At 69.1% G+C, this 26,022-nt stretch carries 17 protein-coding genes; 7 read left to right on the top strand and 10 right to left on the bottom strand.

Going from position 1 to position 26,022, the window contains the following annotated elements:
• The first annotated feature begins 158 nt into the window (after nucleotides 1-158).
• The 3 genes from ACSVDD_RS21390 to ppk2 all read left to right on the top strand — a co-directional run bounded on the left by ACSVDD_RS21390 (nucleotide 159) and on the right by ppk2 (nucleotide 2,418).
• Nucleotides 159-779: a hypothetical protein gene (locus ACSVDD_RS21390; RefSeq protein ID WP_448191420.1), complete on the top strand. Its 621-nt coding sequence runs from the start codon at nucleotides 159-161 to the stop codon at nucleotides 777-779.
• Between the two features lie 78 nt (nucleotides 780-857).
• Nucleotides 858-1,313, top strand: a complete 456-nt coding sequence (locus tag ACSVDD_RS21385; RefSeq protein ID WP_448191419.1) for a hemerythrin domain-containing protein — start codon at nucleotides 858-860, stop codon at nucleotides 1,311-1,313.
• Between the two features lie 133 nt (nucleotides 1,314-1,446).
• Entirely contained in the window at nucleotides 1,447-2,418 is a 972-nt protein-coding gene (ppk2, locus tag ACSVDD_RS21380) for a polyphosphate kinase 2 (protein ID WP_448191418.1), read from the top strand.
• Between the two features lie 473 nt (nucleotides 2,419-2,891).
• Here ppk2 and ACSVDD_RS21370 read toward each other — a convergent pair whose 3' ends face one another.
• Both ACSVDD_RS21370 and ACSVDD_RS21365 read right to left on the bottom strand, forming a co-directional pair.
• A complete protein-coding gene (locus tag ACSVDD_RS21370; protein ID WP_448191416.1) occupies nucleotides 2,892-3,260 on the bottom strand; it encodes a response regulator transcription factor in 369 nt (122 codons plus the stop codon).
• Nucleotides 3,238-5,907, bottom strand: coding sequence for an ATP-binding protein (locus tag ACSVDD_RS21365; protein ID WP_448191415.1), 2,670 nt, complete (start codon nucleotides 5,905-5,907; stop codon nucleotides 3,238-3,240). The genes ACSVDD_RS21370 and ACSVDD_RS21365 overlap by 23 nt, the downstream gene beginning before the upstream one ends.
• Before the next feature lie 218 nt (nucleotides 5,908-6,125).
• On the opposite strand from ACSVDD_RS21365, the gene ACSVDD_RS21360 reads away from it, so the two are divergent.
• The 3 genes from ACSVDD_RS21360 to ACSVDD_RS21350 are packed head-to-tail and all read left to right on the top strand — an operon-like array spanning nucleotide 6,126 to nucleotide 7,035.
• Nucleotides 6,126-6,251 (top strand): hypothetical protein, encoded by a 126-nt coding sequence (locus ACSVDD_RS21360; protein ID WP_448191414.1) that lies wholly within the window; start codon nucleotides 6,126-6,128, stop codon nucleotides 6,249-6,251.
• Nucleotides 6,248-6,850 carry an NAD(P)/FAD-dependent oxidoreductase gene (locus ACSVDD_RS21355; protein WP_448191413.1) on the top strand — a complete coding sequence of 201 codons (603 nt, stop codon included), beginning with the start codon at nucleotides 6,248-6,250 and terminating at the stop codon, nucleotides 6,848-6,850. The genes ACSVDD_RS21360 and ACSVDD_RS21355 overlap by 4 nt, the downstream gene beginning before the upstream one ends.
• Nucleotides 6,847-7,035: a hypothetical protein gene (locus ACSVDD_RS21350; protein WP_448191412.1), complete on the top strand. Its 189-nt coding sequence runs from the start codon at nucleotides 6,847-6,849 to the stop codon at nucleotides 7,033-7,035. The genes ACSVDD_RS21355 and ACSVDD_RS21350 overlap by 4 nt, the downstream gene beginning before the upstream one ends.
• A 69-nt stretch (nucleotides 7,036-7,104) precedes the next feature.
• Here the strand turns inward: ACSVDD_RS21350 and amaB are convergent, their stop codons facing one another.
• Genes amaB through ACSVDD_RS21335 form a run of 3 tightly spaced genes read right to left on the bottom strand, consistent with a single transcriptional unit; the run spans nucleotide 7,105 to nucleotide 11,538 of the window.
• On the bottom strand, nucleotides 7,105-8,601 hold the full coding sequence (gene amaB, locus ACSVDD_RS21345) for an L-piperidine-6-carboxylate dehydrogenase (RefSeq protein ID WP_448191411.1): 1,497 nt from the start codon (nucleotides 8,599-8,601) through the stop codon (nucleotides 7,105-7,107).
• Between the two features lie 29 nt (nucleotides 8,602-8,630).
• Nucleotides 8,631-10,292 carry a thiamine pyrophosphate-binding protein gene (locus ACSVDD_RS21340; RefSeq protein WP_448191410.1) on the bottom strand — a complete coding sequence of 554 codons (1,662 nt, stop codon included), beginning with the start codon at nucleotides 10,290-10,292 and terminating at the stop codon, nucleotides 8,631-8,633.
• 49 nt (nucleotides 10,293-10,341) lie between these two features.
• A complete protein-coding gene (locus ACSVDD_RS21335; protein ID WP_448191409.1) occupies nucleotides 10,342-11,538 on the bottom strand; it encodes an NAD(P)/FAD-dependent oxidoreductase in 1,197 nt (398 codons plus the stop codon).
• A gap of 236 nt (nucleotides 11,539-11,774) precedes the next feature.
• Here ACSVDD_RS21335 and ACSVDD_RS21330 point away from each other — a divergent pair, with 236 nt between their 5' ends.
• Entirely contained in the window at nucleotides 11,775-12,665 is an 891-nt protein-coding gene (locus ACSVDD_RS21330; RefSeq protein ID WP_448191408.1) for a LysR family transcriptional regulator, read from the top strand.
• 550 nt (nucleotides 12,666-13,215) lie between these two features.
• Here ACSVDD_RS21330 and ACSVDD_RS21325 read toward each other — a convergent pair.
• From ACSVDD_RS21325 to ACSVDD_RS21305, 5 genes are all read right to left on the bottom strand, one after another.
• Nucleotides 13,216-15,396: a site-2 protease family protein gene (locus ACSVDD_RS21325; RefSeq protein ID WP_448191407.1), complete on the bottom strand. Its 2,181-nt coding sequence runs from the start codon at nucleotides 15,394-15,396 to the stop codon at nucleotides 13,216-13,218.
• 29 nt (nucleotides 15,397-15,425) lie between these two features.
• A complete protein-coding gene (locus tag ACSVDD_RS21320) occupies nucleotides 15,426-16,796 on the bottom strand; it encodes an efflux RND transporter periplasmic adaptor subunit (protein ID WP_448191406.1) in 1,371 nt (456 codons plus the stop codon).
• Nucleotides 16,793-17,575: an efflux RND transporter periplasmic adaptor subunit gene (locus tag ACSVDD_RS21315; RefSeq protein ID WP_448191405.1), complete on the bottom strand. Its 783-nt coding sequence runs from the start codon at nucleotides 17,573-17,575 to the stop codon at nucleotides 16,793-16,795. The genes ACSVDD_RS21320 and ACSVDD_RS21315 overlap by 4 nt, the downstream gene beginning before the upstream one ends.
• The gene (locus ACSVDD_RS21310; protein ID WP_448191404.1) at nucleotides 17,572-19,491 is read right to left on the bottom strand and encodes an SPOR domain-containing protein; all 1,920 of its coding nucleotides are present in this window, start codon (nucleotides 19,489-19,491) and stop codon (nucleotides 17,572-17,574) included. Before ACSVDD_RS21310 ends, ACSVDD_RS21315 begins: the two co-directional genes overlap by 4 nt.
• An 86-nt stretch (nucleotides 19,492-19,577) precedes the next feature.
• A complete protein-coding gene (locus ACSVDD_RS21305) occupies nucleotides 19,578-25,883 on the bottom strand; it encodes a beta strand repeat-containing protein (protein WP_448191403.1) in 6,306 nt (2,101 codons plus the stop codon).
• Between the last annotated feature and the right edge of the window lie 139 nt (nucleotides 25,884-26,022).

Raw genomic sequence — 26,022 nt, 5'->3', positions numbered from 1 at the left:
AACCTTCCTCACGCAAGCAAAACGCGGTCTTGACGCTACTCTCGGATGCAGTGCCGCGGCAGCCTAGCCAAAGTGGATAGAGGTACCCCCACCGAAAGTCATGGAACGCAGCTCGCTCCGGGCGCGAGAGCATCCCGCCGCAGCGCGGTTGAGGGGGCATGGCATTCCCGAAACGCACCGTGGCGGCGTTTGCCGCCGGGCTGATGCTGGCAGCGTTCGCGGCCGGTGCGCAGGAGCCCGCCGAGATGCCGCCCGCCGACCAGCCGGCCGAGGCGCTGCCCGCCCCGGTGGAACCCCCGGCACCGCTGCCGGCCCCGTCCACTGTTTCGGTGGACGTTCTGCGCCAGCTGGCCCGCGACGCGGACGATGTGTGGCGCGTCGCCATCCTGTCCACCGAGAGGCCGGTGGACGGTGTCGCCGTGCGGCTCGGCGACCGGGTGGCGCTGACCCAGGCCGACTTCGCCCGCCGCCTCGACCAGCTGGCCCGCTCGCAGGGCATCGCGCTGCCGGGCGGTCCGTCGCCGGAGGCGAAACAGCGGGTGGAGACGTTGCGCACCCAGCCGCCGGGCGCGTTCGCCGGGGTCCTCGCCGCCCTGGTCCGGCAGAGCTATCCGGGCATGCTGCGGGCGCTGGAGGGCTGGGCTGAAGGCCCCGAGCACGCCGTGGCCGAGGCGCTTTTGCCGCCGTTGCGCGAGGAGCTGGCCCTGGCGGAGCGGCTGGGCGCGCCGGCCTTGAGCGGCTCCAGCGGTGCCGTGGAGGGCTCGGCCTCGCCGCAATAGCCCGGCCGCAACCGGAACATCCGCGCTGCCCGCGAGTTCAGACGGGGGTGTGTCGCAACACCAGGAACAGGACCGGCCATGGACATCTTCGACCGCATCAAGCACGACCACGACACGCTGCGCGACCTGCTGGAACGCATCGAGGACCCCGACAAGGAGAACCGCCGCACCGTGTTCGAGCAGTTCGCCCGCGAGCTGTGGGCGCACGGCAAGGTCGAGGAGGCGGTGTTCTACGCCGCACTGACCAAGCACAAGGACGCCAAGGCCGAGACCATGGAAGGCCTGAACGAGCACCACATGATCAACGGTCTGGCCGAGGAACTGAGCGCCATGCCGGCCGACAGCGGCGCCTGGACCGCCAAGATGCAGGTGCTGGGCGAACTGCTGCGCCACCATCTGGACGAGGAGGAGGACGAACTGTTCGACGAGGCCCGCGACGCGCTGAAGGACGAGCGCGCGGACGAGTTGGGCCGCCTCTATGACGAGCGCAAACAGCACGCAATGGCCGCCCTGGCGCCGCTGCCGCGTGGTTGATCCGCCTTTGGCCTGCCGTGGACGCCCCGGCCCCCCGCGCACATCGTCGCGGCCCCTACAAGCGGTTGCCTGGCGGGCCGCCTTACCCTAGCGTTTGTTGTGGGGGAAACGAACGCGCGGGGGGAAATCTGCGATGGACAACGTGAAGACGGTCGCCAACACCGGGGCGAACGGCAAGCCGAAGAAGAACAAGGCGCCGAAGGCGAAGGATCTCGGGCTCGACGCGCCGAAGCTCAAGGGCGAGGTGCTGCGCGACGCCAAGGAGGTGGCGGCCATCGAGTCCCACTGGAGCGCCGTCGGCGGCGCCAAGCAGAAGGGCAAGGGCGGCAAGCCGGCCAAGAAGCTCAACTACGTGGACGAACTGGCGCGCCTGCAATTCGAGCTGATCAAGCTTCAGGAATGGGTGCGCCTGAACGGCCTGAAGGTCTGCGTTCTGTTCGAGGGGCGCGACGCGGCCGGCAAGGGCGGCGTCATCAAGCGCATCACCGAGAGCCTGAACCCCCGCGTCTGCCGCGTTGTGGCGCTCGGCACGCCGACCGAGAAGGAGCGCGGGCAGTGGTACTTCCAGCGCTATGTCCCGCAGCTCCCCGCCAAGGGGGAGATCGTGCTGTTCGACCGCAGCTGGTACAACCGCGCCGGTGTCGAGCGCGTGATGGGCTTTTGCACCATCGATGAGTACGAGGAATTCCTGCGCGCCTGCCCGCTGTTCGAGGAAATGTTGGTTCGCTCGGGCATCATCCTGATCAAGTACTGGTTCTCGGTCAGCGACGAAGAGCAGGAGAAGCGCTTCTCCGAGCGCATGCGCAACCCGATCAAGCGCTGGAAACTGAGCCCGATGGACCTGGAGTCCCGCAAGCACTGGGTCGAGTACTCCAAGGCCAAGGACGCCATGTTGGAGCACACCGACTGCAAGCTGACGCCGTGGTACATCGTCGACGCCGACAACAAGAAGCGGGCGCGGCTGAACTGCATCCACCATCTGCTCCAGCAGATCCACTACAAGGACATCGCGCCTGTGGAGCTGGAATTGCCGCCGCGGCAGAGCGACGACGGCTACAAGCGGCCAAAGAAGTCCAAGCAGAACTGGGTGCCCGAGAAATACTGATACGGTCGCAGGCGGGCCGCGTTACATCCGTCGTCGCCGGGGAGCAAAGGCGATACCGCCAACGCCGCTTTGCGGCCGAGCGCGGTTTCGCATAGACGTTGGGCAAGGCCCTCACGGGAACGGGGGGCTGCGCCCCGGTAAACGATGGTCCAAGCGAAGACGGCGGCGAGGTCCACGCCGTGTCGGGGAACGTTGTGTATCCCACGATCCCCTTCGCTTGGTGGCTAAGCCATGCTTTTCGGCGCACATCGGCGGGCACCATGTGGGCACTGTGCGGATGGCGGCCTCACCGCGCGACGGCGTCGTGGATGGGAATGCGAGGTGTTCGATGCGCCGGGCCTGTTCGTCCCCAGCAGCGCGGTGTTCTCCACCTCCGGCCACGCCAACCCGACGCTGACCATCGTGGCGCTGGCGGAAATAAACTTTCAGGACAGGCACTCAGAGGCATCTATCCCATCAACGTCGCCAAACTGTCATGCGTCGGTCAACGTGCTGCGAATGGTGGCGAGTAGATCTGAAACAGAGAAGGGCTTCACCAGAAAGCCATGAGGTTCCAAGCCTTCGACCTGCTTGGCGAGATCGGGGGAGCCCGACAGGACGAGCACAGGAATGTCGGCGATGCGGGAATTGCCACGCTGCGCCACGCGGAATTGCCAGCCGTTCATACCCGGCATCATCAAGTCCAGCAGGATCAGGTCTGCCCGCCACTCTCTGTCGGACAGCAGGGCCAGCGCTTCCACACCGTCCGCAGCCTGCCGGGTTTCGAAGCCGCTGGCCTCTAGCAGCATGGCAATGCCCTGCCGCATCAGATCGTCATCCTCAACGATCAAGAGGCGTCGCATGAACCTCCTCCACGCTGGACGGGATCATCACGGTGAAGGTGCTGCCCGATTCCGGAGCCGACCTGAGATCGATGCGACCGCCCAACGTTCCGACGACCTTCCGCACCAGCGCAAGGCCGAGCCCGACGCCGGGCCTGTGCTTGTGGGCGACCGGTTCCAGTTGCTGGAACGGCTCGAAGATACGCTCTTGATCTTCGGCTGGAATGCCGATGCCGGTGTCCGCCACGATGAAGCGGTACCCGCCGGGACCGGCATCCGAAGCGATGCTGACCCACCCGCGCTCCGTGTATTTGACGGCGTTGTCCAAGAGGTTGACCAGGATCAGGCGCAGCAGGTTCGGATCGGTGACCAGCGGTGGCCGCCTCAACGCTCGGTGCTCGGCCACAAACGACAGCCCCTTTGAACGGGCCCGCACCTCCACCTCTGCGGCGACCTCGGCAATCATCACATCGATATCCACGGGACTGGGGGTGATCGCGACTTTACCCTCCTCGATCGAACTGTGCTGAAGGATCGTGGTGACGATCTGGGTCATCCGTGCCGAGGCCGCTTCCAGACTGCCGATCAGATGCCCGTTCGACGCGGCGCCCTCCGCGCCCTTGAGAAGCGCGATGTACAGTTCGAAGTTCTGCAGGGGCGAGCGCAATTCATGCGACACCATGGCGAGGAACCGGCTCTTGGCGCGGCTCGCCTGCTCGGCCTGATCGCGCGCGACCGACAGTTCGGCGGATAGGGTCTTCAAGGCCCGGTTCTGTTGGGTCATCGCCTGGGCAAGCGTGTCGAGACTGCGCTCCCGCGACTGGAGTTCGGCGCGCAGGATGTCGCCGGCCCGCTTCACGGCGTACAGGTTGGTCGCGCGGGCGCGCAGTTCGCCCTCCAGGAATGGCTTTGTGATGTAGTCCTGCGCCCCGGTCGTGAGCAGGTTGATCCGCAACTGGTCGTCGGCCTTGGCGGACAGCACCAGGATGGGGGTGTCCTCCAGCCCCTCCGCGGCCCGGATCGCGGCGATCATCCGATCCCCGCTCATGCGCGGCATCATCAAGTCGGTCACGATGATGTCGGGCCGCAGCGCGACGGCCTTGCCGTAGCCCTCCTCGCCGTCGCCGGCGGTGACGATGTCGAAGTCGCCGCACAAGGTGCGGACGATGAACCGCCGAAGTTCCGCATTGTCCTCAACCACCAGCGCCACCGGCCGATCCCCACCGGGGCAGGCTTCGGCATCCTGGCTTGCTGGTTCCAGCGGAGCCGGAGGATCGGCGAGCCCGCCGCCCGGAACGAGCGGCTCCGGCCGCGATGTGGCCGCCAAGCCGACCCGGACGCCGTCGGGCGCCACGAGGGGGAGGACCACCTCGAAGGTGGCGCCGCCGTCCCCGTCCACGACGCGGACGATGCCGCCATGCAGCATGGCGAAATCCCTGGCAATGGCAAGGCCGAGGCCGGTGCCGCCGAACCTCTGCACGCTGTCGGCCTGCCCCTGCCGGAAACGCTCGAACACCCGCTCCCGCTGCTCGGGCGGGATACCGGGCCCGTTGTCCTCGACCCGGATGAGCGCGTGGCCGTCGCCTTGTTGCTCGATCGTGCACAGCACTCGCCCGCCGCGCGGCGTGAACTTGAACGCATTGGACAGAAGATTGAGGACGATGCGCTCGACCTTGTCGACATCGACCTGCGCAGCCAGGCGCTCCGGCGACTGCACCGTGAACTTCACGTCCAGATCGGCGGCGAGCACCTCGAAGTTCCCGGCGGCTTGCTGGATGATCTCGACGAGGTCGCACGCGCTGTAGACAAGCTCGACCCGGCCGGCGTCGAGTTTGGTTGCGTCGAGCAGGTCGTTGACATGCTTCAGCAGCGTGTAGGCATTCTTGCGGACCACCTCAAGATCCCGGCGCTGCTCGCCGGAAAGGTTGGGGCCCGTCGCCAGGATGCGGTTGACCGGACCGACGACGAGCGTCAGCGGTGTGCGGAATTCATGCGAAACGTTCGAGAACAACTCGGTCTTCGCGCGGTCGATGACGGTCAGGCGCTCGTTGACGCGCGCCAACTCGGCCTCCCGTCGTGCGAGTTGTGCGTTGGCCTCCGTCAGCGCGGCGGTGCGTTCGCGCACCTTACCCTCAATCTTTTGGTTCAGGCCGAGGAGTTCCTGACGCTTCATGCCCATCTCGGCGAGGATCCCCGCGAGCATGTCGAGGAAGGCCAGGGCCTGTCCCACATGCTCCCGGGAATAGACCGGCACCTCGGCGACGGCCTTGAGATACTTCCCTTCGTCAAAGCCGAACTGTTTTGCGCGCGTTCGGAAGAGGTCCAGGTCCGGAGGCTCGTGGAAGAACTGACCAAGGAAAAGATTCGCCACATGGTGTCCGCCCACCACCACGGGCGATGCGGCATCCACCAGCCCGTTCAGGCAGGTGTAGCAGGCCGCGCCACCGGCGTTGACGGTTTGCGAGATCACCACGTCACTTTCGGTGCAACCCTTCGCAGTGCCGGGATGGGCGCGGTGGAAGTCGAGGCAGACCCGCTTCCACCCCGCGCCCACCATGGCTCCGTCCCGGGTCCGCAGAATGTCCCCAGAGACGTCGACCACCGCCGACGCCAATCCAGTCATTTCGGAGAAGAGTTGCAGGAGGGCACGGATGCGCTCCAAATCCACCAAATCTCCGAGACTGTGTTGCACATCCATTAATTGACAATCCGCTTGCGCTGAAAGGAGTGGAGTTGCGCCCCTCACAGGGGGCTGTTCGCTCCGCGCCGATGATTGTACTGCGCCCTATCAATTTGCCAAAGGCACTAATGCGCTGACTGATCCTTCCTTGAAGCGTTGGGTGCAACATTGTCACAGGAACTCCTGGTGCCCCGCGTTTGCCTTAGATGTCGCGGATCTCCTGCGCCCACCATCATGACGTGCGGCCCGGATTACCTCGCCGGCTGTCGCTTCCGCCGGTGAAGCCGCTGCCGGTGGCGGCCGGCGCCAGCCAGGACGAGGCCGCGGCATGATCGAGCATCTCGACACCGACATCGCCGTGATCGGCGGCGGCATCGTCGGCGGCTCCGCCGCGCTGTTCCTGCGCCGCATGGGCTTCGCCACGGTGCTGCTGGAGCGCGACTGGTGCGGCGCCAAGGCGAGCGGCGTCAATTTCGGCGGCGTGCGCCGCCAGGGCCGGCCGCTGGAGCAGCTGCCGCTGGCGCAGCGGGCGCATGCGCTGTGGGGCCGCCTGCCCGAGCTGGTCGGCAGCGACGGCGAGTACCTCCGCTCCGGCCATCTCAAGCTGGCGCGCAGCGAGGCCGACCTGGAGTCGCTGATCGCCTACCGCGACCGCGCCGAAGGCTTCGGGCTGGGCCTGGAGATCATCGCCGGGCAAGAATTTCGTGATCGCTGGCCGGCCCTGGGCGAGCGGGCGCTCGGCGGCTCGCAATGGCTGGAAGACCAGCATCGGCCCCAACGTGCTGGAGTACATCCCGAACTCCGCCAAGATCTCGGAGATGGTGCAGACCGGCGAGGCGGCGGTGTTCCCGCTCACTCCGACCGGCGTCGGCGCGCTGAAGGAGAGGGGCCATCCCGGCCGAGTACGCGCAGCCCAAGGAGGGCTCGGTGATCCTGATGGTGGCGCAGTGCGTCGTTGCCAACACCCCCGATCCGGAGCCGGCGCAGCAGCTGGCGTCCTTCCTGCTGTCCACCGAAGCGCAGGAGGCCGCGCTGAAAGACCGCGGTGATGGTGGATTGGGACGCCATCAACGAGAAGCGCCCGGAATGGAACCAGCGCTGCAACAAGGAGATTGAGCGCTGGACCGCGCTCATCGCCATCGGGGCGCGCGGCGGCCGAACGCATGACCGCCGCGCCACCGGCGCTCAGAGTTCGAACCGGATTCCCTGCGCCAAGGGCAAGGCGTCGGAGTAGTTCACCGTCGCGGTCTGCCGGCGCATGTAGGCCTTCCAGGAGTCCGAACCGGACTCCCGTCCTCCGCCAGTCTCCTTCTCGCCGCCGAACGCACCACCGATCTCCGCACCGCTCGGACCGATGTTCACGTTGGCGATGCCGCAGTCGGAACCGGTGGCGGACAGGAACCGCTCGGTCTCCCGCACGTCGGTGGAGAAGATGCAGGACGACAGGCCCTGCGGAACGGCGTTCTGCAACGTGATAGCCTCGTCCAGCGTGTCGTAGGACAGCACGTAGAGGATCGGCGCGAAGGTCTCGTGCCGGACGATGTCGGTCTGCGCCGGCATCTCGACGATGGCCGGGCGGACGTACCAGGCATCCGCTCCGCGTTCGGCCTGCACACGCTCACCGCCGGTGACGGAGCCGCCGTCGGCGCGGGCGGCCTTCAGGGCGCTCTGCATGGCCTCAAACGCCCCGGAATCCACCAGCGGCCCGACCAGCGTGCCGGGCTGGAGCGGATCGCCGATCGGCACCGAGGCGTAGGCCGCCTTCAGGCGCGGCAACAGACGGTCGCGCACGTCCTTGTGCACGATCAGGCGGCGCAACGTGGTGCAGCGCTGGCCGCAAGTGCCGACCGCCGCGAAGAGGATGGCGCGCACCGCCATGTCCAGGTCGGCGCTGGGGGCCACGATCATCGCGTTGTTGCCGCCCAGCTCCAGGATGGCGCGGCCGAAGCGCCCGGCCACCGCCACCGCGACCTCCCGTCCCATCCGGGTCGAGCCGGTGGCGGAGACGATGGGCAGATCCGGGCGGGCGACCAGCGCCTCGCCCAGCTCGCGTTCGCCGACGGCGACCTGCAACAGGTGCTCCGGCGCATCGCCGAAGCGCGCCACGGCGCGCTCGAAGATGCGCTGGCAGGCGAGCGCGGTCAGCGGCGTCTTCTCCGACGGCTTCCAGATGACCGGATCGCCGCACACCAGCGCCAGCGCCGCGTTCCACGCCCAAACGGCGACCGGGAAGTTGAAGGCGCTGATGACCAGGCAGGGGCCCATCGGGTGCCAGGTCTCGCGCATGGCGTGGCCGGGCCGCTCGGAGGCGATGGTCAGGCCGTAGAGCTGGCGGGACAGGCCGACCGCGAAGTCGCAGATGTCGATCATCTCCTGCACCTCGCCCAGCCCTTCCTGGAGGATCTTCCCGGCCTCCAGCGTCACCAGCCGGCCGAGGTCCTCCTTGGCGGCGCGCAACTCCTCGCCCAGCAGGCGGACCAGCTCGCCGCGCTTCGGCGCCGGGACGGAGCGCCACGCGGCGAAGGCGCGCTGCGCGTTGGCGGCGATGTCCGGCACCGCCGACGGATGCGTCTGGGCCACATGGCCGATGATGGATCCGTCGATGGGCGAGCGGACGGCGACGGCGTCGGCCGCCGCGGCCGACTGGAGGCCGAAGCGGGTCAGGATCTCGCGGTGGGGCACGGGGGGCTCCTGCGTGGGAAAACGGGGGATCAGCGCGGCCGTCCGGCCGCTCGGATGTCGGTCAGGGTGCGGTTCGGCGTCAGCGCCTCGGGGTCGATCTTGACGTGCAGGATCGCCGGCAGGCCGGAGGCGCGGGCGCGCTCGAAGGCCGGGCCAAACTCCTCGCCGCGCTCCACCGTCTCGCCATGCCCGCCGTACGCGCGGGCGAAAGCGGCGAAGTCGGGGTTGCGCAGCGCCGTGCCGGAGACGCGGCCGGGGTACTCGCGCTCCTGGTGCATGCGAATGGTGCCGTACATGGCGTTGTCGATCACCAGCACGATGACCGCCGCCCCCTCCTGCACCGCAGTGCCGAACTCCAGCCCGGTCATTTGGAAGCAGCCGTCACCGGCAAAGCACACCACGTCGCGCTCCGGGTGCGCCAGCTTGGCGGAGATCGCCGCCGGCAGTCCGTAGCCCATCGAGCCGCACACCGGCGCCAGTTGCGTGCCGAAGCGGCGGAAGCGCCAGAAGCGGTGCAGCCACGTCGCGTAGTTGCCGGCGCCGTTGGTCATGATGGCGTCGTCCGGCAGATGCTCGCGCAGCCAGACTATCACCTCGCCCATGCGCACCGCACCCGGGGTGACGGGCGGCACGTCGCTCCAGGCGCGGTAGTCGGCGTTGGCCGCGGCGGCCCGCCCGGCCCAGCGCGGCTGGACGTCCGGCAGGGATTCGGCGGCCTCCAGGAACCCGGCGGGCGTCGCATTGATCGCCAGCGTGGGACGGTAGACGCGGCCCAACTCCTCGGGGCCGGGGTGGACGTGCACGAGGGCCGCGGCCGGCTCGGGGATCCCCAGCAGCTCATAGCTCTGCGACGGCACCTCGGAGAAGCGGCCACCGAGCAGGAGCAGCAGGTCGGCCTCGCGCACGCGGGCCGCCAGCTTCGGGTTGATGCCCAGCCCGACATCGCCGGCGTAGCAGCGGTGCGTGTGGTCGAACAGCATCTGCCGGCGGAAGGTGACGCCCACCGGCAGTTCCAGACGCTCGGCGAAGCGGTGCAGGCGTTCCACCGCCCCCGCAGTCCAGCGCGAGCCGCCGGCCAGCACCAGCGGGCGCTCCGCCTTGTTCAGCAGGTGCACCAACTCCGCCATCTGGGCGGGAGTGGGGGAGGTGTCCACCGCAAGCGCCGGGGCGGCGGGGACGGCGTCGGCGGCCTCCACCAGCACGTCCTCTGGCAGCGCCAGGACCACCGGGCCGGGACGGCCGGACATGGCGGTGTGGAAGGCGCGGCTGATCATCTCGGGCACGCGGTCGGCGCTGTCGATCTCGGCCGCCCATTTCGCCATGCCGCCGAACATCTGGCGGTAGTCCACCTCCTGGAAGGCGTCGCGGCCGCGCATGCCACGCTCGATCTGGCCGACCAGCACCACGAGCGGCGAGGAATCCTGCTGGGCGATGTGGATGCCGGCCGCGGCGTTGGTAGCGCCCGGCCCTCGGGTCACCATGCAGACGCCCGGCCGGCCGGTCAGCTTGCCCGCCGCCTCGGCCATCATGGCGGCGCCGCTCTCGTGCCGGCACACCACGGTGCGGATCGGGGAATCGTGCAGCGCATCAAGCACCGCGAGATAGCTTTCGCCGGGAACGCAGAACACGCGCTCGACGCCCTGCGCCTCCAACGCCGCGACCACCAGCTGGCCGCCCGTTTTCACGCCCATCGCCTGTTTCCCCATGATCCGTTGCTCATCCTTAGGTGCCATGATCCGGTCAGAAGCGCGCGCCGGCCAGATGGGCCAGTTGCGCGCCGACCTCGTAGTAGACTTCCTGCGCGACGCGGTGCCGTGCGGGCACCGGATCGCTCACCGGCAGCGGCAGTTCGTCTTCCGAAAGGGAACCGGCCACCAATTGCGCCAGACACCGGCCGAACACCGTTCCCGGCGCGATGCCGCGGCCGTTGTAACCGCTGAAGGAGACGACCTGCCGGCCCAGACGGTGGAAGCGCGGCAAATTGTCCACGGTCATCCCGATCTGGCCGTACCATTCCGTCTCGAACCCGATGCCGCGGAGCTGCGGGAACAGCTTCGCCAGGGCGCGCCGGCCCCAATCCCGGTGGATCGCCCGGCCCGGCCCGCGCAGCGCGCCGACGCTGCCGAACACGAGCCGGCCCAGCCGGTCGAAGCGGAAGGAACTCAGCACCTCGCGGGTGTCCCAGGCCCCCTGCCGCTCCGGCAGAATAGAGTGGGCCAGTTCCTCCCCGAGCGGCGGCGTGGCCAGGTTGAAGTACGGCAAGTGCACGAGTTCGCTCCGCACCTCCGGCCAGACCGCGCTCGTATAGGCGTTGGTCGCCACGACGACCCACGCAGCGCGGACCGTGCCGCCCGGCGTGTGCAGGCGCCACGCGGAGCCCTCGTCGCCGACCGCCGTGACCGGGCTGTCCGTGTGGATGACCGCTCCGGCGGCGATGGCCGCGGCGGCCAGCCCGCGGGCGTAGGCGAGCGGCTGGATGGTGCCGGCGCGCAGGTCGAGCAGGGAACCGGCGTAAGCGGCGGTGCCCACTTTGCGGGCCGTCTCGTCCGCGCCCAGCAGGTGGACCGGCGCGCCGCGCGCCTGCCATTGGCGCGTGCGCTCCTGAAGCTCCTTGAACCCGCCGGCCCCGACCGCGCAGTGCAGCGTTCCGCGCCGCTCCGCCTCGCAGTCGATGCCGTGCCGCTCGACCAGATCGAAGACCACGCTCGGCGCGTTGCCCAGCAGGTCGAGGAGGCGCTGCCCATGCGTGGCGCCGAGCACGGCAGGAAGCTCGTCCGGCATCACCCACAGGCCGGCGTTGACCAGGCCGACGTTGCGGCCGGAGCCGCCGTAGCCGATCCCGGCGCCTTCCAGCACCGCGACCGAGGCGCCAGCTTCGGCCAGATGAAGCGCCGCCGACAGCCCGGTGTAGCCCGCGCCGATGACGGCGACGTCCACGGCCAGATCGCCCCCGAGGGGCGCCGTGGCCGGAGCAGGCGGAGCGGAGCACTCCCACAATCCATGCGTCCGTGGATCATTCTTCATGCGGCGGCACCCCGTACAAACGCACTCACGTCATGAGCGGGCTGCATCATAGTGACCGGCCACACGCGTTGCTTCAACCGACAATGGCTTGTAACATCATTCCAGATTGGAATGATCTGCCGGTGCCGAAAGCGGAGGGGGTGCCTGAGATGGCGATCGTGCGCCGGTTCCTGCCGTCCATGTCCCTGCTGACCGCGTTCGAGGCGGCCGCCCGCCACCAGAGCTTCACGGCGGCGGCAGCCGAATTGAACCTGACGCAGAGCGCCGTCAGCCGGCAGATCCGGGCGCTCGAGGAGATGCTCGGATCCGAGCTGTTCCTGCGCGAGCGGCAAACGGTGCGCCTGACCTTCGCGGGCGAGACCTATGCCGAGCAGGTCCGCGAAGCCTTGCGGCACATCTCGACGGCGACGCTGAGCTTCCGCGCCAATCCTCGCGGAGGCACCCTCAACCTTGCGATCCTGCCGACGTTCGGCACGCGCTGGCTGGCGCCCCGGCTTCCCGCCTTCGTGGCGGACCACCCCGGGATCACGGTCAATCTGACCACCCGGCTGGCGCCTTTCGACTTCCAATTCGACCAACTGGATGCCGCCATCCACTTCGGTGCGCCGGACTGGACCGGTGCGGAACTCGACTTCCTCATGGGTGAGATGGTGGTGCCCGCCTGCAGTCCGGAGCTTCTTGCAAAACATCGGTTCTCGGCCCCCAGGGACCTGCTCGACGCTCCCCTGCTGCATCTGGTGTCCCGGCCCGATGCCTGGGAGCGCTGGTTCGAGGCCATGAACGTGCCGGCGCAAGGCGTGCGCGGCATGCTGATCGACCAGTTCGCCACCGCCGCTCAGGCGGCCTCGGCCGGCATGGGTGTGGCGCTCCTGCCGAAGTTCCTGATCGAAGCCGAACTGGCGCGAGGAGATCTAATGGAGGCTTTCGACGGTCCGGTGGAAAGCGCGGGGCGCTATTATCTGGCATGGCCAAGCAAACGTGAGTCCTACCCCCCGCTCCAGGCGTTTCGCGGTTGGATACACCGCGTCATGAATCCGTAACGTCCCGCGTTCTTCCTGCTTTCGCCCGAGCGCTGAGCCTTCCTTCTGGAAGCGGGCGATCTTGTCCTCGTCGAATGCGTAGCGCTTGCGAGCCATGGTGCACCGGGGGCGGCTACCTCTTTCGAGGGCACGCCGCTCCCGGCAGAGCACGAGCTTGTTCAGGATGAGGCATTGGCGTCCGCAGACAAGCGTGTGTAAGTGGACGCTAATGTGGCATCCCAAAATCCGCTTAACGCGCTGATATCCCGTCCTGACAGGTTCGACACCTTTCTCAAGGTATCATCCTGATATGGTCAAAAGGCCATCGTCATCGAGCAGGCCTGACGCCAAAGTATCATTCTACTCTCTGGCGGACTCCGTCATAGCGCAGGCCCTCCACCTCTGGATCAATTTTGAAAGGCACCGTCAACTTGGTGGCGGCTCGTTGCTGAGCCCTATGAACTTCACCGACACCCCACTGCACCGCCGGTCGTGCCACATCACCTTGCTGCCCATCCTCAGACAGGTGGAACCCAACAACCTCAATGGAAGCCTTCAGGCGCCGTCGGTATCAGAACCCCGTTTCGCGGATCAGCGCGGCGGCGGCAACCCGCCAGAAGCGCTGGACGAGGCTGCGCGCCTCGCCCTCGACGCGGGCAACGCCTCGGGTGATGTGCGCCGGCCCCTGAACCGCATCCACGTCGAAGGCGATGCGGTAGACCGCTTCGACTGGACCAAGCGCCGACCGGCCAAGCGCTCGGCTCGGTCCCGCCGGGTCGTTCTGCCCTTCGACCGCCACTGGCCCGCCATGCAGCGAGGCGAGCGCCGGCACGTCCAATACCCTCACGGCGACCGCATCGATGCTGCGCACCCGCGCGTCCTGCCGCCCGCGCAGCGGGTCGTCGGGGTGGAAGCGCGCCGCCGCCCCCGGACGGAGCCGGTCGAAATCGCCCTCGCTGACATAGCCGACCAGCTCGCCCGGCCCCGGTGACACGATGATGCCCAGCGGCAGCTTCGGCCCGACCCAGCGGCCGGGCAACAGCGCATCTTCTAAATCGGTCACCGTGCCGGTCAGCGGCGCGCGGACCTCCAGCCGGGTGCGGCTCTCCAGCAGCCCCTGCCGCTCGGCAAGCGCGGCCGCCAGATCCTCCTCCATGGCCCGCAGCCGGTCCAACTGCTCGCGGCTCGACGACAGGCGGGCGAGTTGGTCCTGCATCCAATTGATGCGCAGGTTCACCTGCCCCAGCTTGCCCTCCAGATCGGGAGCGGACAGGCGGAACAGCAGGTCGCCCGCGGCCACCGTCTGACCGGGCTTGACCAGAATCGCCTCGAGCTTGGCAGGCAAGGAGGCGTAGAGGGTGGCGAAGCCAGTGGACCGCCACACCACGGGCACGGACACCGTGCCGGCCACCGGCAGCATGGCCAGCCCGATGGCCCCGGATAGCCCTAACAGCGTCAGCAGAACGCGGCCGTTCAGCCGGAACCCCTCGCGCAAGTGCCACCACGCCTTGGCCTCGGTCAGGACGGGGCGGGCGACGAACCAGCCGATCTCGATGGCGAACAACACAATCCCCAGAACCTTGATAGCGACGTGGTAGACCAGCAGCGCGATGCCAAGGAACACCACCAGCCGGTACGCCCATGTCGCATAGGCATAGACCAGCAGCGTGCGGCGCAGGCGCGGCGTCATGTGCTCCGGCGGTGCCATGCCCAGCCCGAACAGCCACTCCCGCAGCCTCCAGCGGGCCAGAGCAAACGCGCGGTCCTGCAAATTCGGTACGTCCAGCGCGTCGGACAGCAGGTAATAGCCGTCGAAGCGCATGAAGGGGGAGAGATTGACCGCCAGCGTCGTCAGCCAGCTGACCGTCGCCAGGAAGAAGGCGGCGCTGCGCAGCGGGCCGTCGGGCAGAAAACTCCAGGCCAGCGTGGCGAAGACGGCCAGCGTCAACTCGGTCAGCATGCCGGCGGCCGCGACCGCCAGCCGCTGGCGCCGCGACACCAGCCGCCAGGCGTCGGTGGTGTCGGTGTAGAGCACCGGCCACATCACCAGGAAGGCCACCCCCATGGTCGGCACCCGGCAGCCGTAGCGTTTGGCGGTGTAGGCGTGCCCCAGCTCGTGCAGGATCTTGGTCCCCGCCAGGGTGACGCCGTAGAGCGCCAGCCCCTCCGGGCTGAAGAAATGCTGGAAGGTGTGCCGGAAGGCGTCCCACTGCCGCGCCACCAGCAGCGCCCCGGCGGCCCCGGCCAGCAGGACGAAAACCAGCCACGCCCGGCTGTAGAAGGGCGCCACCCAGCTCGCCGTCGTCGCCAGGAAGCGGTCGGGGCGGACCAGCGGGATGCGAAAGAACAGGTAGTTGTGGATCAGCCACCAAAACCAGCCGGTCTTGCGCGCGGCGGCCTGACGGGCCAGATGGGCGGTGTCGGTGGTCTCGGTCAGATTGTTGACCGCCAGGAACCGGTAGAAGCCCATCACATCATCGACGCTGGGTTCGAACAGGCTTTCCGCCGCGACCGCCGCCGCGATGGCGCGCGGCTTGGTCAGATGCCATTGGGCGATCAGCGCGAAGGCCTCCGGGCCGATGCGGAAATAGCGGTTGCGCACCGGATCGTGGATGGTCCAACCCGGCGCCCCGTCCAACCCGGCGGGTGCCGGCAGCAGCGCCAGATCGTCGCGCAGGGCCGGAAGCGGCGCCAGATCCGCCGGCGGGGAAACCGCCTGGAAACCGGCGGGCGGAGCGAACGCAACGGACAAGGGGCGCCCTTTCGTGCGGAAAAAAGCCGTCAGACGCCGATCGTCTGGCGCAGCAGGGCCAGCGGGCGGCGGAACAGGTAGAGGGCCAGCGGCACCCGCTCGCCCAGGATTTTCGCGGTGCCGCGCAGCCCGATGCGGGGCGGCGGCTGTCCCGAATCCTGGGCCGGCTCCAGCGCCGCCTTCACCCGGTAGGACAGGACGCCCGACGCCGACAGCCCCGCTTCGTAGCTGGCGTGAATCAACCGGGCGCGGAGCGGGCGCAGCGGATCGACGTTGAGGAACAGCTCGACCGTCGAGCCTTCCTCCAGCACCAGAGCGTCACCGACCGGGACCTGGATGTCGATCTCCGGCGCTTGCGGGTCGGCCAGGGTCAGCACCCGTTCGCCCACCGCCACCGGTTTGCCCAGCCAGTCGTTGACGTCGGTGAAGACGGCGATGCCGGCCCGTTCGGCCCGTACCGTCGCCCGATCCAGCAGGTCGCGGGCGAGGCTCAGCTCGGCGCGGCGCAGCTCGACCTGGGCGCGCAGCTGGGCGACACGGGCCTTGGTCTGGGGATCGGCAAAGGCCGCTTGGGAGGCGCTCAGCAGCTCGGCCTCGGCCTGGGTCAGTCCCTTGGCCGCGACCTCGTGGCGGCTTCGCAGAACCGTGGTGTCGAAGTGGAACAAGGGCTGCCCGGTGGTAACAGTCTCGTTGGGCTGGACGCGGAAGCGTTCGATCACGCCGTCCAGCGGGGCGGCGACGATCACCGGGTCGCTGGCGCGGATTTCGGCCGGGGCCAGGGTGGACATCGGCACCGGCAGCGCCAGCACACCGCCGATCAGCCCGAGTGCCAGCAGCCGCAGCATCGACCGCCGCAGACCGCGCGGCCGCGTGCGTTTTCCGGCGAGCGCCCACCAGGCGTGGCCGTAGCCCTCGGTCAGAGGCTGGAGCAGATGGATGTCGCCTTCGGTCCAGGGCTCATCGCGGCTCAGCCACAGCCCGGCGCGCGGAACCCCGTCCGGTCCGGACAACGGACACCATAGAACCTGCGCCGGACCCCATTCGGCCCAGGCGGCGCGCAGGGCCGGGGCCTGGGCGGTGGGATCGACGGCGTGGATGGTCCGGGCGTCCGGCCCAGAGGCCACGGCGCGGACGGCGTCCTCCAGCCAGCGGGCGAAGGGGGCGTTGGGGTCGAGAACCGCAATGTTCGACACCGCCTCCAGAGCCGGGCGGCCGTCTGGCAGGGTGAGGAACGCCGCCTGCCGGTAGGCGATCAGCCGGCGGGTCTGGTTGACGATGTGATAGCGCAGCTCGGGCACCGCCGCGAACCTCCACGCCTGCCGCTGCAATTCCAGCAACATTAGCAGGCTGGTGAGCGGGTTTGCCGCCTGGGGTGGCGCGCCGGCCGTCGAACCGCTCATGGCTTGGCGGCGGGCGTGGCGGGCAGAACCGCCAGGGCTTGCGGCGGGAAGACCGCCGTGCCGCTCATCCCGGCGATCAGGCCGTTGCCGGGGCCGCTCTCGCAGAGCAGCCAGGCGGTGACCTTCACCGACTGGCTGGCCGGATCGACTTTGGCGCCGGGCTGCACGACCTCGCCGGGCAGGGTGGCGCCGGTCTCGTCCACCCGCAGCTCGAACCGCTGCCCCGGCTTCATCCAGACCAGCCACGCGGACGGCACGATCAGCTCCACCTTCAGGTCGCGGTCGGACAGGATCTCCAGCAGCGGTGCGCCGGCGGGGACCGATTCATGTTCCTGGATGCGCCGTTCGACGATCCGCCCGTCGAAGGGCGCCTTGATCTCGCAGCGGCGGGTCTGGAGCTCGGATTTGCGGACGTCGGCACGAGCGACCTGGGCCTTGGCGTCGGCCAGTTGGACCTCCGCCTCGCCGATCGAGCGCAGGCTGGCGAGCCGGCGATTGACCCGTGCCGTGACCTCCGCGGCGTTGAGCTGGGCGCGCGCGGCGTCCAGTTCCGCCTGATAGCTGGAGCAGTCGACGGCGACCAGCACGTCGCCGGCTTTGAAGCGTTCGCCGGCCTCCACGGCCAAACGGGCGATGCGGCCGGGGATCTCGGCGGACAGCACGGCGTGCCGCCGCGCTTCGATCAAGGCGCGGACCTGCCCTTGGCCCGGATCCTGGGCGAAGGCCGGCGTTCCAACCCCCAGCAGCAGGGCGGCGGCCAGCGTGGCGCGGCGTGTCACGAGGCCACCACGAGAGCGGTCGAGCGGACGGTGCATTCCTGCCGCTTGCCCTTCGCTGCCCGGCAAAAGCGTTCCGCTGCGGCGTGATCGGCAAAACCACCCACGCGCAACTGCACGATCGTCTTGCCGTCGGTGCTGCGCCGGCTGGTCACATACCGGGCCTCCGTGCCGGCCGCCGTTGTGCCCAGACGCCGGGCCAGATCGCCCCAGGTGTCTTGCGCCAACCTCTGGCTGGCGTACGCCCCGAGATCGGCCTGGATGACCGCCGCAGCAACGCCACCCGCCGCGGCCGGAGCCGGTGCAGCGGCGGGGATCGCCGCCACCTCGGCCTTCGGCATCGGGGAGTCTGGGGCCGGCGTCGGTCTGGCCAGATCGCTCACGCGCAATGCGCTGTTGGCACGCTCCTGCCACGATGCCAGACCGGAGCGGACCGCTTGGGTGAGGGTTGCCAGATCATTGGCAGGCATCGTCTCGGGCAGCGGATCGACGCCGGCCGACACCATCACGCGGGCATAGGCGTTGTGCAGGTCGGCGAAGACCAGATCGCGCCGCAGATCGGACAGCAGAGTCGTGACCTCGGCCTGGATCACCCCCAGCTCACCGATCTGGCCGGCGTCGCCGACGTTGACGTATTGGGTGCGGATGCGGCTGTCCAGGTCGGCCTGTTCGGCGGTCAAGCCGAACTCCTGGTGCAGCTCGCGAAATTGCAGCATCGCCACGCGCACCTGGCTCAGCACCGCCATGCTCAGCGCCTGCCGGCGGAAAGCGACCAGTTCCTCCTGCGCGTTGGCGTGGGACAGGGTGTCGGGGGCCGCGATCAGGTTGATCAGGTTCCAGCTGATCCGCGCGCCGTAATCGGCCCAGCGCTGGTTCAGCAGGAAGCTGTTGCTGTCGTAGCGCAGGGCGGCGTTCACGTCGATGCCCGGCAGCAGCTTCAGCATCGAGCGCCACGTCTCGTCGGCGGAGATACGCTGGTTGTAGCTTTCCTCCAGCAGTTCCGGGCGGTTCAGCAGCGCGTGGGTCTCCAACGCCTCGACCGGGATGTCGAGCTTGGGCGGCGCCGTCATCGTGGCGAGCGGCGGCAACTCCACCGCGAAGGGCTCGCCCGGCGGCAGGCCCATCAGGGCTCCCAGCTGCGCCTTCGACGCCACCAGCTCGCGCCGCAGCGACTGCAACTGGCGCAGCGTCTCGACCAGCGTGCGGGTATAGCCCAGGGCCTGCAACGGTGCCTGGACGCGCAGCGCCTCCAGGGTGCGGGCGTCGCGGCGCGCGCCGTCGACGCGGCGCTCCAGCGGGGCGATGCGCTCCAGCAGGCGTTCGGCGGCAACGGCGCGCCAATAGGCGGTGCGCACGTCCTGCAGGATGCCCTGCACCACGCGGCGGCGGCGCTCGTCGCTGATCAGCACCAGGTTGGCGTTCTGCCGCGCCCGCAGATAGCTGACGCCGAAATCCAGCACGTTCCAAGTGAAGCCGAGATCGCCGATGCGCCGATTGCGGTCCATCGCCGTGGTGCTTTCACCGGTCCGTCGCCCGGTGGCCAGATTGAGGCTTTCCGAGCCGGCTTCGTTGTTGCGCCCGGCATAGCCGGCGGCGGCCACCACGCGGGGCAGCATGTCGTAGTGCGACAGGTCGAGCTGCTGGCTGGCGATCGCCGTCTCCATGATCTTCACGCGTTCGTCGAGGTTGTATTTGATGGCCCGCGCCATCGCCTCGTGCATCGAGACCGCCTTGATCACCGGCTCTTGCGGCGCGAACACGACGCTCAGATCCGTGCGCACGCGGGCCAAGTTGTCGGCGGCGGACAGCGGGGTCGGCGCCACCGTGCAGCCGGTGGCCAGAAGAGACGCGCAGAGCGCAACGACCGGAACCGTCGAAGACAGCAAGGGGCGGCGAAGACGGGCGGTCGGAGTCGTCATGGGGAGGCTTGATCCATTTGGCGTGAAGGAGGCAAGGCGGACGAAGGACCGGCGGGATGGAAGCGCCATGGCGCGCGGGGCCGCCATCACGCGGCCCGGCTTCCCCGCAGGACGTGGTTGGCGAGGGCGGCGAGCAGGGCGGAAGCCCCGGCCGGGCCGCCATGGGCGCGGGCGACCTGATGGGCGAAGCCCGGCGCCACCCGGCCGGCCACGCGGCCGACCGGCGTCGTATCGGCCCGTTCGTCTTGCCCGGCTTTCCGTGGGACGGTGCCATCCGCGGCGTCGGCGCCGCTCTGGTCTTGCCCTTGCGGGGGTTGGCTCGGCTGGTCCTGGTTTTCACCGTCCGGCGCGGTGCCCCGATTGCCGGACTGGGCGCCTTGGCCGGTGCCGGTCCCCCTGTCGGTCTCCTGGCCTTGGGTGGTGCCGGCCGGGGTGCCGAGGCGGTTGCCGGTCGCCGTACCGGTTCCACGACCCGTCCCGAATCCGCTGCCGTCCAATCCACCACCGAGTCCGCCGCCCAGCGCGCTGCCGCCGCTGGAGCCGGAGCGTCCGGTGCCGTCCGACAGGCCGTTGAAGCTGGAGATGCCGCCTCCGGAGTTTTGCCCGCCGAGGCTGTTCAGCGTGATCGAACGCCCCTCGTCGCTGCTCGACGATCCGTCGCCGAGGCTGCTCAGTGTCACCAGCCGTCCGGCGTCGGTGCCCGAGGAGGACCCGGTCGGGCCGCCGCTCGGCAAGGACGGCGCCGAGAACGACCCGAGGTTGGGAACGGAGGAGAACCCGGTGGTGACGCTCGTCGAACGGGACGAGGGGCTGTTGGTCGACGGCCCGTTGCCGACGTCGGCCGTGGTGGCGGCCGTGGTGGCAGTCGTGGTGGCGGTCGTGGTGGAGGTGGTGGCCGTGACAGCAATCGTCGGGGCCACCGCGTCGATCAGAACGCCCTGCGTGCCCGGCACGCCGCTCAGCGTCGCCGCCAGCGGCTGGCTGGCCGCGTCGGTGACGGTCGCGCCGTTGAGCGACATTGCGCCGATCACGATGCCGTCGGGATCGGCATCCCCCGCCTGCACGACATAGTCGAAGCGCAGAATCGTGGGGGTGCTTCCCGTCGCGGTGTAGACCGCCTGGCGCGCCGTGCCGCCGATGTCGAGCTGGATCGACGGCGTTCCGTTGGTGATCGTGACCGCCTCGCTCACCTGCACGAAGACGCTCAGCGTCCAGCCGGCCCCGTACGTCCCGTCGGCCGGCCCGGTGACGTTCACGATCGTCGGCGCCAGGGTGTCGATGACGAGGTTCTTGTTGGCGCCCAGCGAGGTGGCGGCGCCCGGCGCCGCCAGCGTCAGCGACGCTGCGGTGCCCGCCGTGTTGGCGATCGTCCCCGACAGCGCCGCGGTCGAGGAATAGTCGAGATCCGCCGTGGTGTCGCCATTCTGCACCGTGTAGGTGAAGGTCAGGGCGCTGGTTCCCGCACCGCCGGCATAGGTCGCGGTGCGTCCGGTGTTCAGCGCCAGCGTCGGCGACCCGGTCACCGCCACCGCCTCGGAGAAGCTGACGCTGATCGTGATGCTGTCGCCGACCTTGTAGGTGCCGTCGGTGGTGCTGGAGGTCACGCCTGTCACCGTCACCGTCACCGTCGTCGGCGCACTGGTGTCGGCGACGGTGATCGACAGGCCCGACGAGGCGGCGGAGACGTTGCCCGCGCTGTCGGTCGCCTTGGCGGTCAGGGTGTGGGCGCCCGCCGCCAGGGTGGAGGAGGTGATCGACCACGTGCCGCCGCCATCGGCGGTGGCGGTGCCCAGCACCGTCGTGCCGTCGGTGTCGTACAGCGTCACCATCGCGCTGGCCTCGGCGGTGCCGGTGACGGTCGGGGTCGGCGTGCCGGTGACGCTGGACGTCGCCAGGGCCGGCGAGCCGGGCGCACCCGGCGCCGTCGTGTCGATGACGATGTTCGTGTTGGCGCCCAGCGAGTTGGTGGCGCCCGGCGCCGCCAGCGTCAGGACGGCGGCCCGACCGGCCGAGCTGTCGAGGATGGTGCCGCCGTTCAACGCGAGCGCCGCGGTCGAGAGATAATCCAGATCGGCCGCGGTATCGCCCGCCTGCACCGTGTAGGTGAAGGTCAGCGTCGTCCCGCCCGATCCGCTGGCGTAGCTCGCCGTCCGGCCGTCGTGGCCGAGCGACAGCAGCGGCGTGCCCGTCACCGTCACCGCCTGGTCGAAGGTCACGGTGATCGAGATGGTGTCGCCCGTCTTGTACGAGCCGTCGGCGGTCGAGGCTGAGACGCCCGTCACCGCCGAACTGGCCACCGCCGTGAGAACCACGTCGTTGCCGGTGCCGCTGGCGTAACGGACCGTGCAGGTGTAGCCGTTGCTGATCAGGTCGGTGCCTTCGGCGGTGGTGCCGAAGATGCCGGGCGTGCCGGTGACCGCGTCGGTGCTGTCGTTGTCGATCACTTGGTAGGTGGCGCCGTTGGTCGCCGTGTAGCCGCCGACCCGGCTGATGGTGAGGGAGCCGCCGTTCAAAGTGACGGTGCCCTTGACCGCCACCTGATCGAAGTCGGTGCCGCCCACCCCGCCGCCGCCGCCGATGTCGATGTCCAGCCCGCCGCTCAGCTGCAGGCTGCCGTTTACCGTCAGCTTGCCGATGCCGTTGTTGGTCCCCGCCACGCCCGGCGCCAGGGTGGCGCCGGCATAGACCGTCAGCACGCTGGACGAGCCGGGGGTGAAGATGCTGCCGGTTCCCCCCAGCGTCGCCCCCGACGCCACCGAGACCCCGTTGGTGCCGGTCAGCGCACTGGTGACCGCCAGCGTGCCGGCGGACACCGAGGTGAAGCCGGTGTAGGTGTAGGTGCCCGACAGCGTCAGCGTGCCGGCACCCGACTTGGTCAGGTTGTTGTTGGTGCCGGAGATTATCCCCGACAGGGTCACGGCGGCCGAGTTGCTGATGGTGCCGTGGTTGGCGCCCAGCACGATGTTCTGGCTGAGCGAGGTGGCGCCGGTGATGTCCAGCGTGCCGCCGTTCAGCGTGATGGCGCCCGTGCCGATGTTGGAACTGGTCCCGATCGACAGCGTGCCGGCCGACACCGTGGTGGTGCCGGTGTAGGTGTTGGTGCCCGACAGGGTCAGCGTGCTGGCGCCCGACTTGGTCAGGTTGCCGGCGCCGGAGATCACCCCCGACAGCGTTGCGGCCGCCGAAGCGTTGACGGTGCCGTTGCCGCCGGCCAGCACGATGTTCCGGCTGAGCGAGGTGGCGTCGGTGATGGCCAGCGTGCCGCCGTCCAGCGTGATGGCGGCCGTGCCGATGTTGGAACTGCCCCCGATCGACAGCGTGCCGGCCGACACGGTGGTGGTGCCGGTGTAGGTGTTGCTGCCCGACAGGGTCAGCGTGCTGCCTCCCGTCTTGGTCAGGTTGCCGGTGCCGGAGATCACCCCCGACAGCGTTACGGCCGCCGTAATTCTGATGGTGCCGGTGCCGCCGCCCAGCACGATGTTCCGGTTGAGCGTGGTGGCGCCGGTGATGTCCAGGGTGGAGCCGCCGTTCACCGTAATGGCGCCCGTGCCGATCTTGTTGGCGGCGGAAATGGACACCCAGCCGGAACTGATCGTGGTGGTGCCGGTGTAGGTGTTGGTACCCGTCAGGGCCAGCTGGCCGGCGCCCGTCTTGGTCAGGTTGCCGGTGCCGGAGATCACCCCCGACAGCGTCACCGATTGCGAATTGCTGATGGTGCCGTGGCTGGCGCCCAGCACGATGCTCCGGTTGAATATGATGCCCCCGGTGATGTCCAGCGTGCCGCCGTTCAGCGTGATGGCGCCCGAGCCGATCTTGTTGCCGGCGGAAATGGACACCGAGCCGGCATTGATCGTGGTGGTGCCGGTGTAGGTGTTGGTGCCCGACAGGGTCAGCGTGCCGGTTCCCGTCTTGGTCAGGTTGTAGCCGGTGCCGGAGATCACCCCCGACAGCGTCACGGCAGCCGAGTTGCTGACGGTGCCGTGGCTGGCGCCGAGCAAGATGGATTGGCTGAGCGTGGTGGCGCCGGTGATGTCCAGCGTGCCGCCGTTCAGCACGATGGCGCCCGTGCCGATGTTGGAACTGGCCCCGATCGACAGCGTGCCGGCCGACACGCCGGTCAGGCCGGTGTAGGTGTTGCTGCCCGACAGGGTCAGCGTGCCGCTGCCCGACTTGGTCAGGGCGCCGGTGCCGGAGATCACCCCCGACAGGGTGCCGTCGGCCGATTGCACGACGGTCAGGGCCCTCACCCCCAGCGTCACCGCGCCGGCGCCCGACAGCGAGCCGATGGTCTCGTCCGTCGACAGGGCCAAGGTGGCGCCGGAAGCCACCGCGACGCTGCCGCTGTCGCTGAGCGCGCTGCCCCCCGACAGCGTCAGCGTGCCCTCCGACACCGTCGTCCCGCCGGAGCGGGTGTTGGCTCTCGACAGCGTGAGGGTGCCGGTTCCCGATTTGGTCAGCGCGCCGGTGCCGGAGAGGATGCCGGACAGCGTCACGGCGGCGCTGTTGGCAACCGTGCCGCCGTCGCTGTCCACGGCGACGGCGTTGTCGATCGTCGTCGCCGCGGTGAGCGACAGCGTCCCGCCGTTGAGCGACAGCGTTCCGCTGCTCAGCGCGTCGTCGCTGGCCACCGCCAGCGTGCCGGCGTTGACGGTCATGGCCCCGGACCAGATCGCCTCGTTGCCGCCGGAGCTGGTGTAACCCAGCGTCAGCGTGCCCGCCCCCGCCTTGGTCAGGCCCGCCGTGGCGCCCCCGTTCAGCCTGCTGTTGATCGTGATGGTGTCGCTGGCGCCGTTGGTCACCGTCAGCGACCCGCCGCTTCCGAACGTCACCTGTTTCGCGGTGAGCGTGTAGCCGCTCGCCGCGTCGGCGTCGATGGTCAGCGCCCCTGCGATGGTGATGTCGTACGACAGCGTGGTGGTCTGGCCGGCCAGGGCGCTCGTCAGAACCAGCGTCTTCGAGGACGTGCCGGCGATGTACACGGCTTCGTTCAACGACACCCCGTTGAGGTCGCTGCCAAGGTCTTCCGCCGCGGTGTCCACATAGATGCGGTCCGACGTGACGGAGAGCAGAGAGTTGCTCGTTTTCCCTTCCCCCGCGAGTTGATAGACGATCTCCATGTCGCCGGTGGGCGTGTCGTTGCGAAAGGTGATGCGCCGCAGCACGTCCTCGACGAGCGCGGTGGTCGGCACGGCGGTGCCGCCGGTTCCGGTGCCGTCGAAGCTGATCGTCATCCGGCCGCTGGAGCCGGTAACGGTCGCGAAGGTCAGGCCGCCGGCCTGCAGGGTGCTGCCGCCGACGGTGAACAGGGCGTCGCTGCCGTTGATGGTCGCGGTGTCGAAGCCGAACACGTCGGCCGTTACATCGGTCGGGACGTTCGAGCGGGTGAAGAGGATCGACGTGTCGGACCAATCCCCCTGGCCGCCGTTCTTCGCGTTGTTTGCCCAATGGCTGATGGTGGCGTCGAACCCGGTATCGAGCCGCACGGTGTTCCCGACGCCCGCCCAGGCCACGTTGTCCCCGAAGTGGCCGACTGAGGGGGCGGACGGCACGCCCGTCACGGTGATTGGAACGCCGCCCGAGATGCTGATGTCGCCGCCGGTGATCGGCCCGTTCCAATCGTCCGCCGCCTTGAGTTCGTACGTCGCGCCGCCGCTGTCAGCCGAGGAGTGGGTGCCGTTGGCGTTCAGAACGTACCCGAGGTTGGACTTCGTGGTGCTGTCGAGGGTGGCGGAAAAGCCGGTGGAACTGGTGATCTCGGCCGTGCCGCTCAGCGCCAGCCAATAGCTCCCGTCTTCGCCCAGGACGGAGAACTTGCCGATATTGATGTCGTTGTCCGCGCCCGGCTGCTTGACCATGTTGGTGCCGGTCACCGTCAGCACGCCGGTGGAGGCGTCGTAGGTCGTCGAGCTGATGGTCGGCTTCTGGGTGTTGGAGACGGTGACCGCGTTGCCGGTGGTGTCGGCGGCGGCGGAGTCGTGCCACCCCGCGGCGGCGGCGATGGTGTAGGCCGTCCCGCCTGCCGCGCTGCTCCCGTTCTTGTTCAGCAGCCCTTCGACGTTGATCGCGTCGGTGTCGTTGAGGGTCACGCTGAACTGGGTGGCGCTGGAGGCGCTGACGGCTCCGGTTCCGGTCAGCGTGTAGCTGTTGCCGCCCTGTCCGGTCATCGTCAGCTTGGTGGCGTCGACCGCCCCGCCGGCAGCCAGATCGGTTCCGGTCACCGTCAGGACGTTGGTCGAGGCGTCGTAAGCGGCCGAGGCGATGGTGGCGGCAGCGGCGCCATCGAACATCATGCGCGGCTCCAGCGCCATGATCGCGACCGGATGCCCCCCGGTCTTGCGGGGGGGCGGAACGGGAGACTCGCGGCGGCCGAACACACGGCTGAGAAGGCTCATTCTTCACGTGCTTTCGGTTGGGTGCCGAGCATCTCCGTCGCTTCGGCGATTCCGCGACAGAGCCCGCGATCGGGGGCGGTTCGAAGCCTAAGCGTGGCCGGTCCGGCTGCCCATCCCATGAATATGTGATGCATGGAGT

This window comes from Azospirillum terrae, from assembly GCF_053470425.1.
This window is presented reverse-complemented; position numbering and strand designations above follow the sequence as displayed.

What these genes read in the sequence shown, in the direction of transcription:
- ACSVDD_RS21390 (WP_448191420.1), top strand. Translation starts at nt 159, where the DNA reads ATGGCATTCCCGAAACGCACCGTGGCGGCGTTTGCCGCCGGGCTGATG.
- ACSVDD_RS21385 (WP_448191419.1), top strand. Translation starts at nt 858, where the DNA reads ATGGACATCTTCGACCGCATCAAGCACGACCACGACACGCTGCGCGAC.
- ppk2 (WP_448191418.1), top strand. Translation starts at nt 1,447, where the DNA reads ATGGACAACGTGAAGACGGTCGCCAACACCGGGGCGAACGGCAAGCCG.
- ACSVDD_RS21370 (WP_448191416.1), bottom strand. Translation starts at nt 3,260, where the DNA reads ATGCGACGCCTCTTGATCGTTGAGGATGACGATCTGATGCGGCAGGGC.
- ACSVDD_RS21360 (WP_448191414.1), top strand. Translation starts at nt 6,126, where the DNA reads ATGTCGCGGATCTCCTGCGCCCACCATCATGACGTGCGGCCCGGATTA.
- ACSVDD_RS21355 (WP_448191413.1), top strand. Translation starts at nt 6,248, where the DNA reads ATGATCGAGCATCTCGACACCGACATCGCCGTGATCGGCGGCGGCATC.
- ACSVDD_RS21340 (WP_448191410.1), bottom strand. Translation starts at nt 10,292, where the DNA reads ATGGGCGTGAAAACGGGCGGCCAGCTGGTGGTCGCGGCGTTGGAGGCG.
- ACSVDD_RS21330 (WP_448191408.1), top strand. Translation starts at nt 11,775, where the DNA reads ATGGCGATCGTGCGCCGGTTCCTGCCGTCCATGTCCCTGCTGACCGCG.
- ACSVDD_RS21320 (WP_448191406.1), bottom strand. Translation starts at nt 16,796, where the DNA reads ATGAGCGGTTCGACGGCCGGCGCGCCACCCCAGGCGGCAAACCCGCTC.
- ACSVDD_RS21310 (WP_448191404.1), bottom strand. Translation starts at nt 19,491, where the DNA reads ATGACGACTCCGACCGCCCGTCTTCGCCGCCCCTTGCTGTCTTCGACG.
- ACSVDD_RS21305 (WP_448191403.1), bottom strand. Translation starts at nt 25,883, where the DNA reads ATGAGCCTTCTCAGCCGTGTGTTCGGCCGCCGCGAGTCTCCCGTTCCG.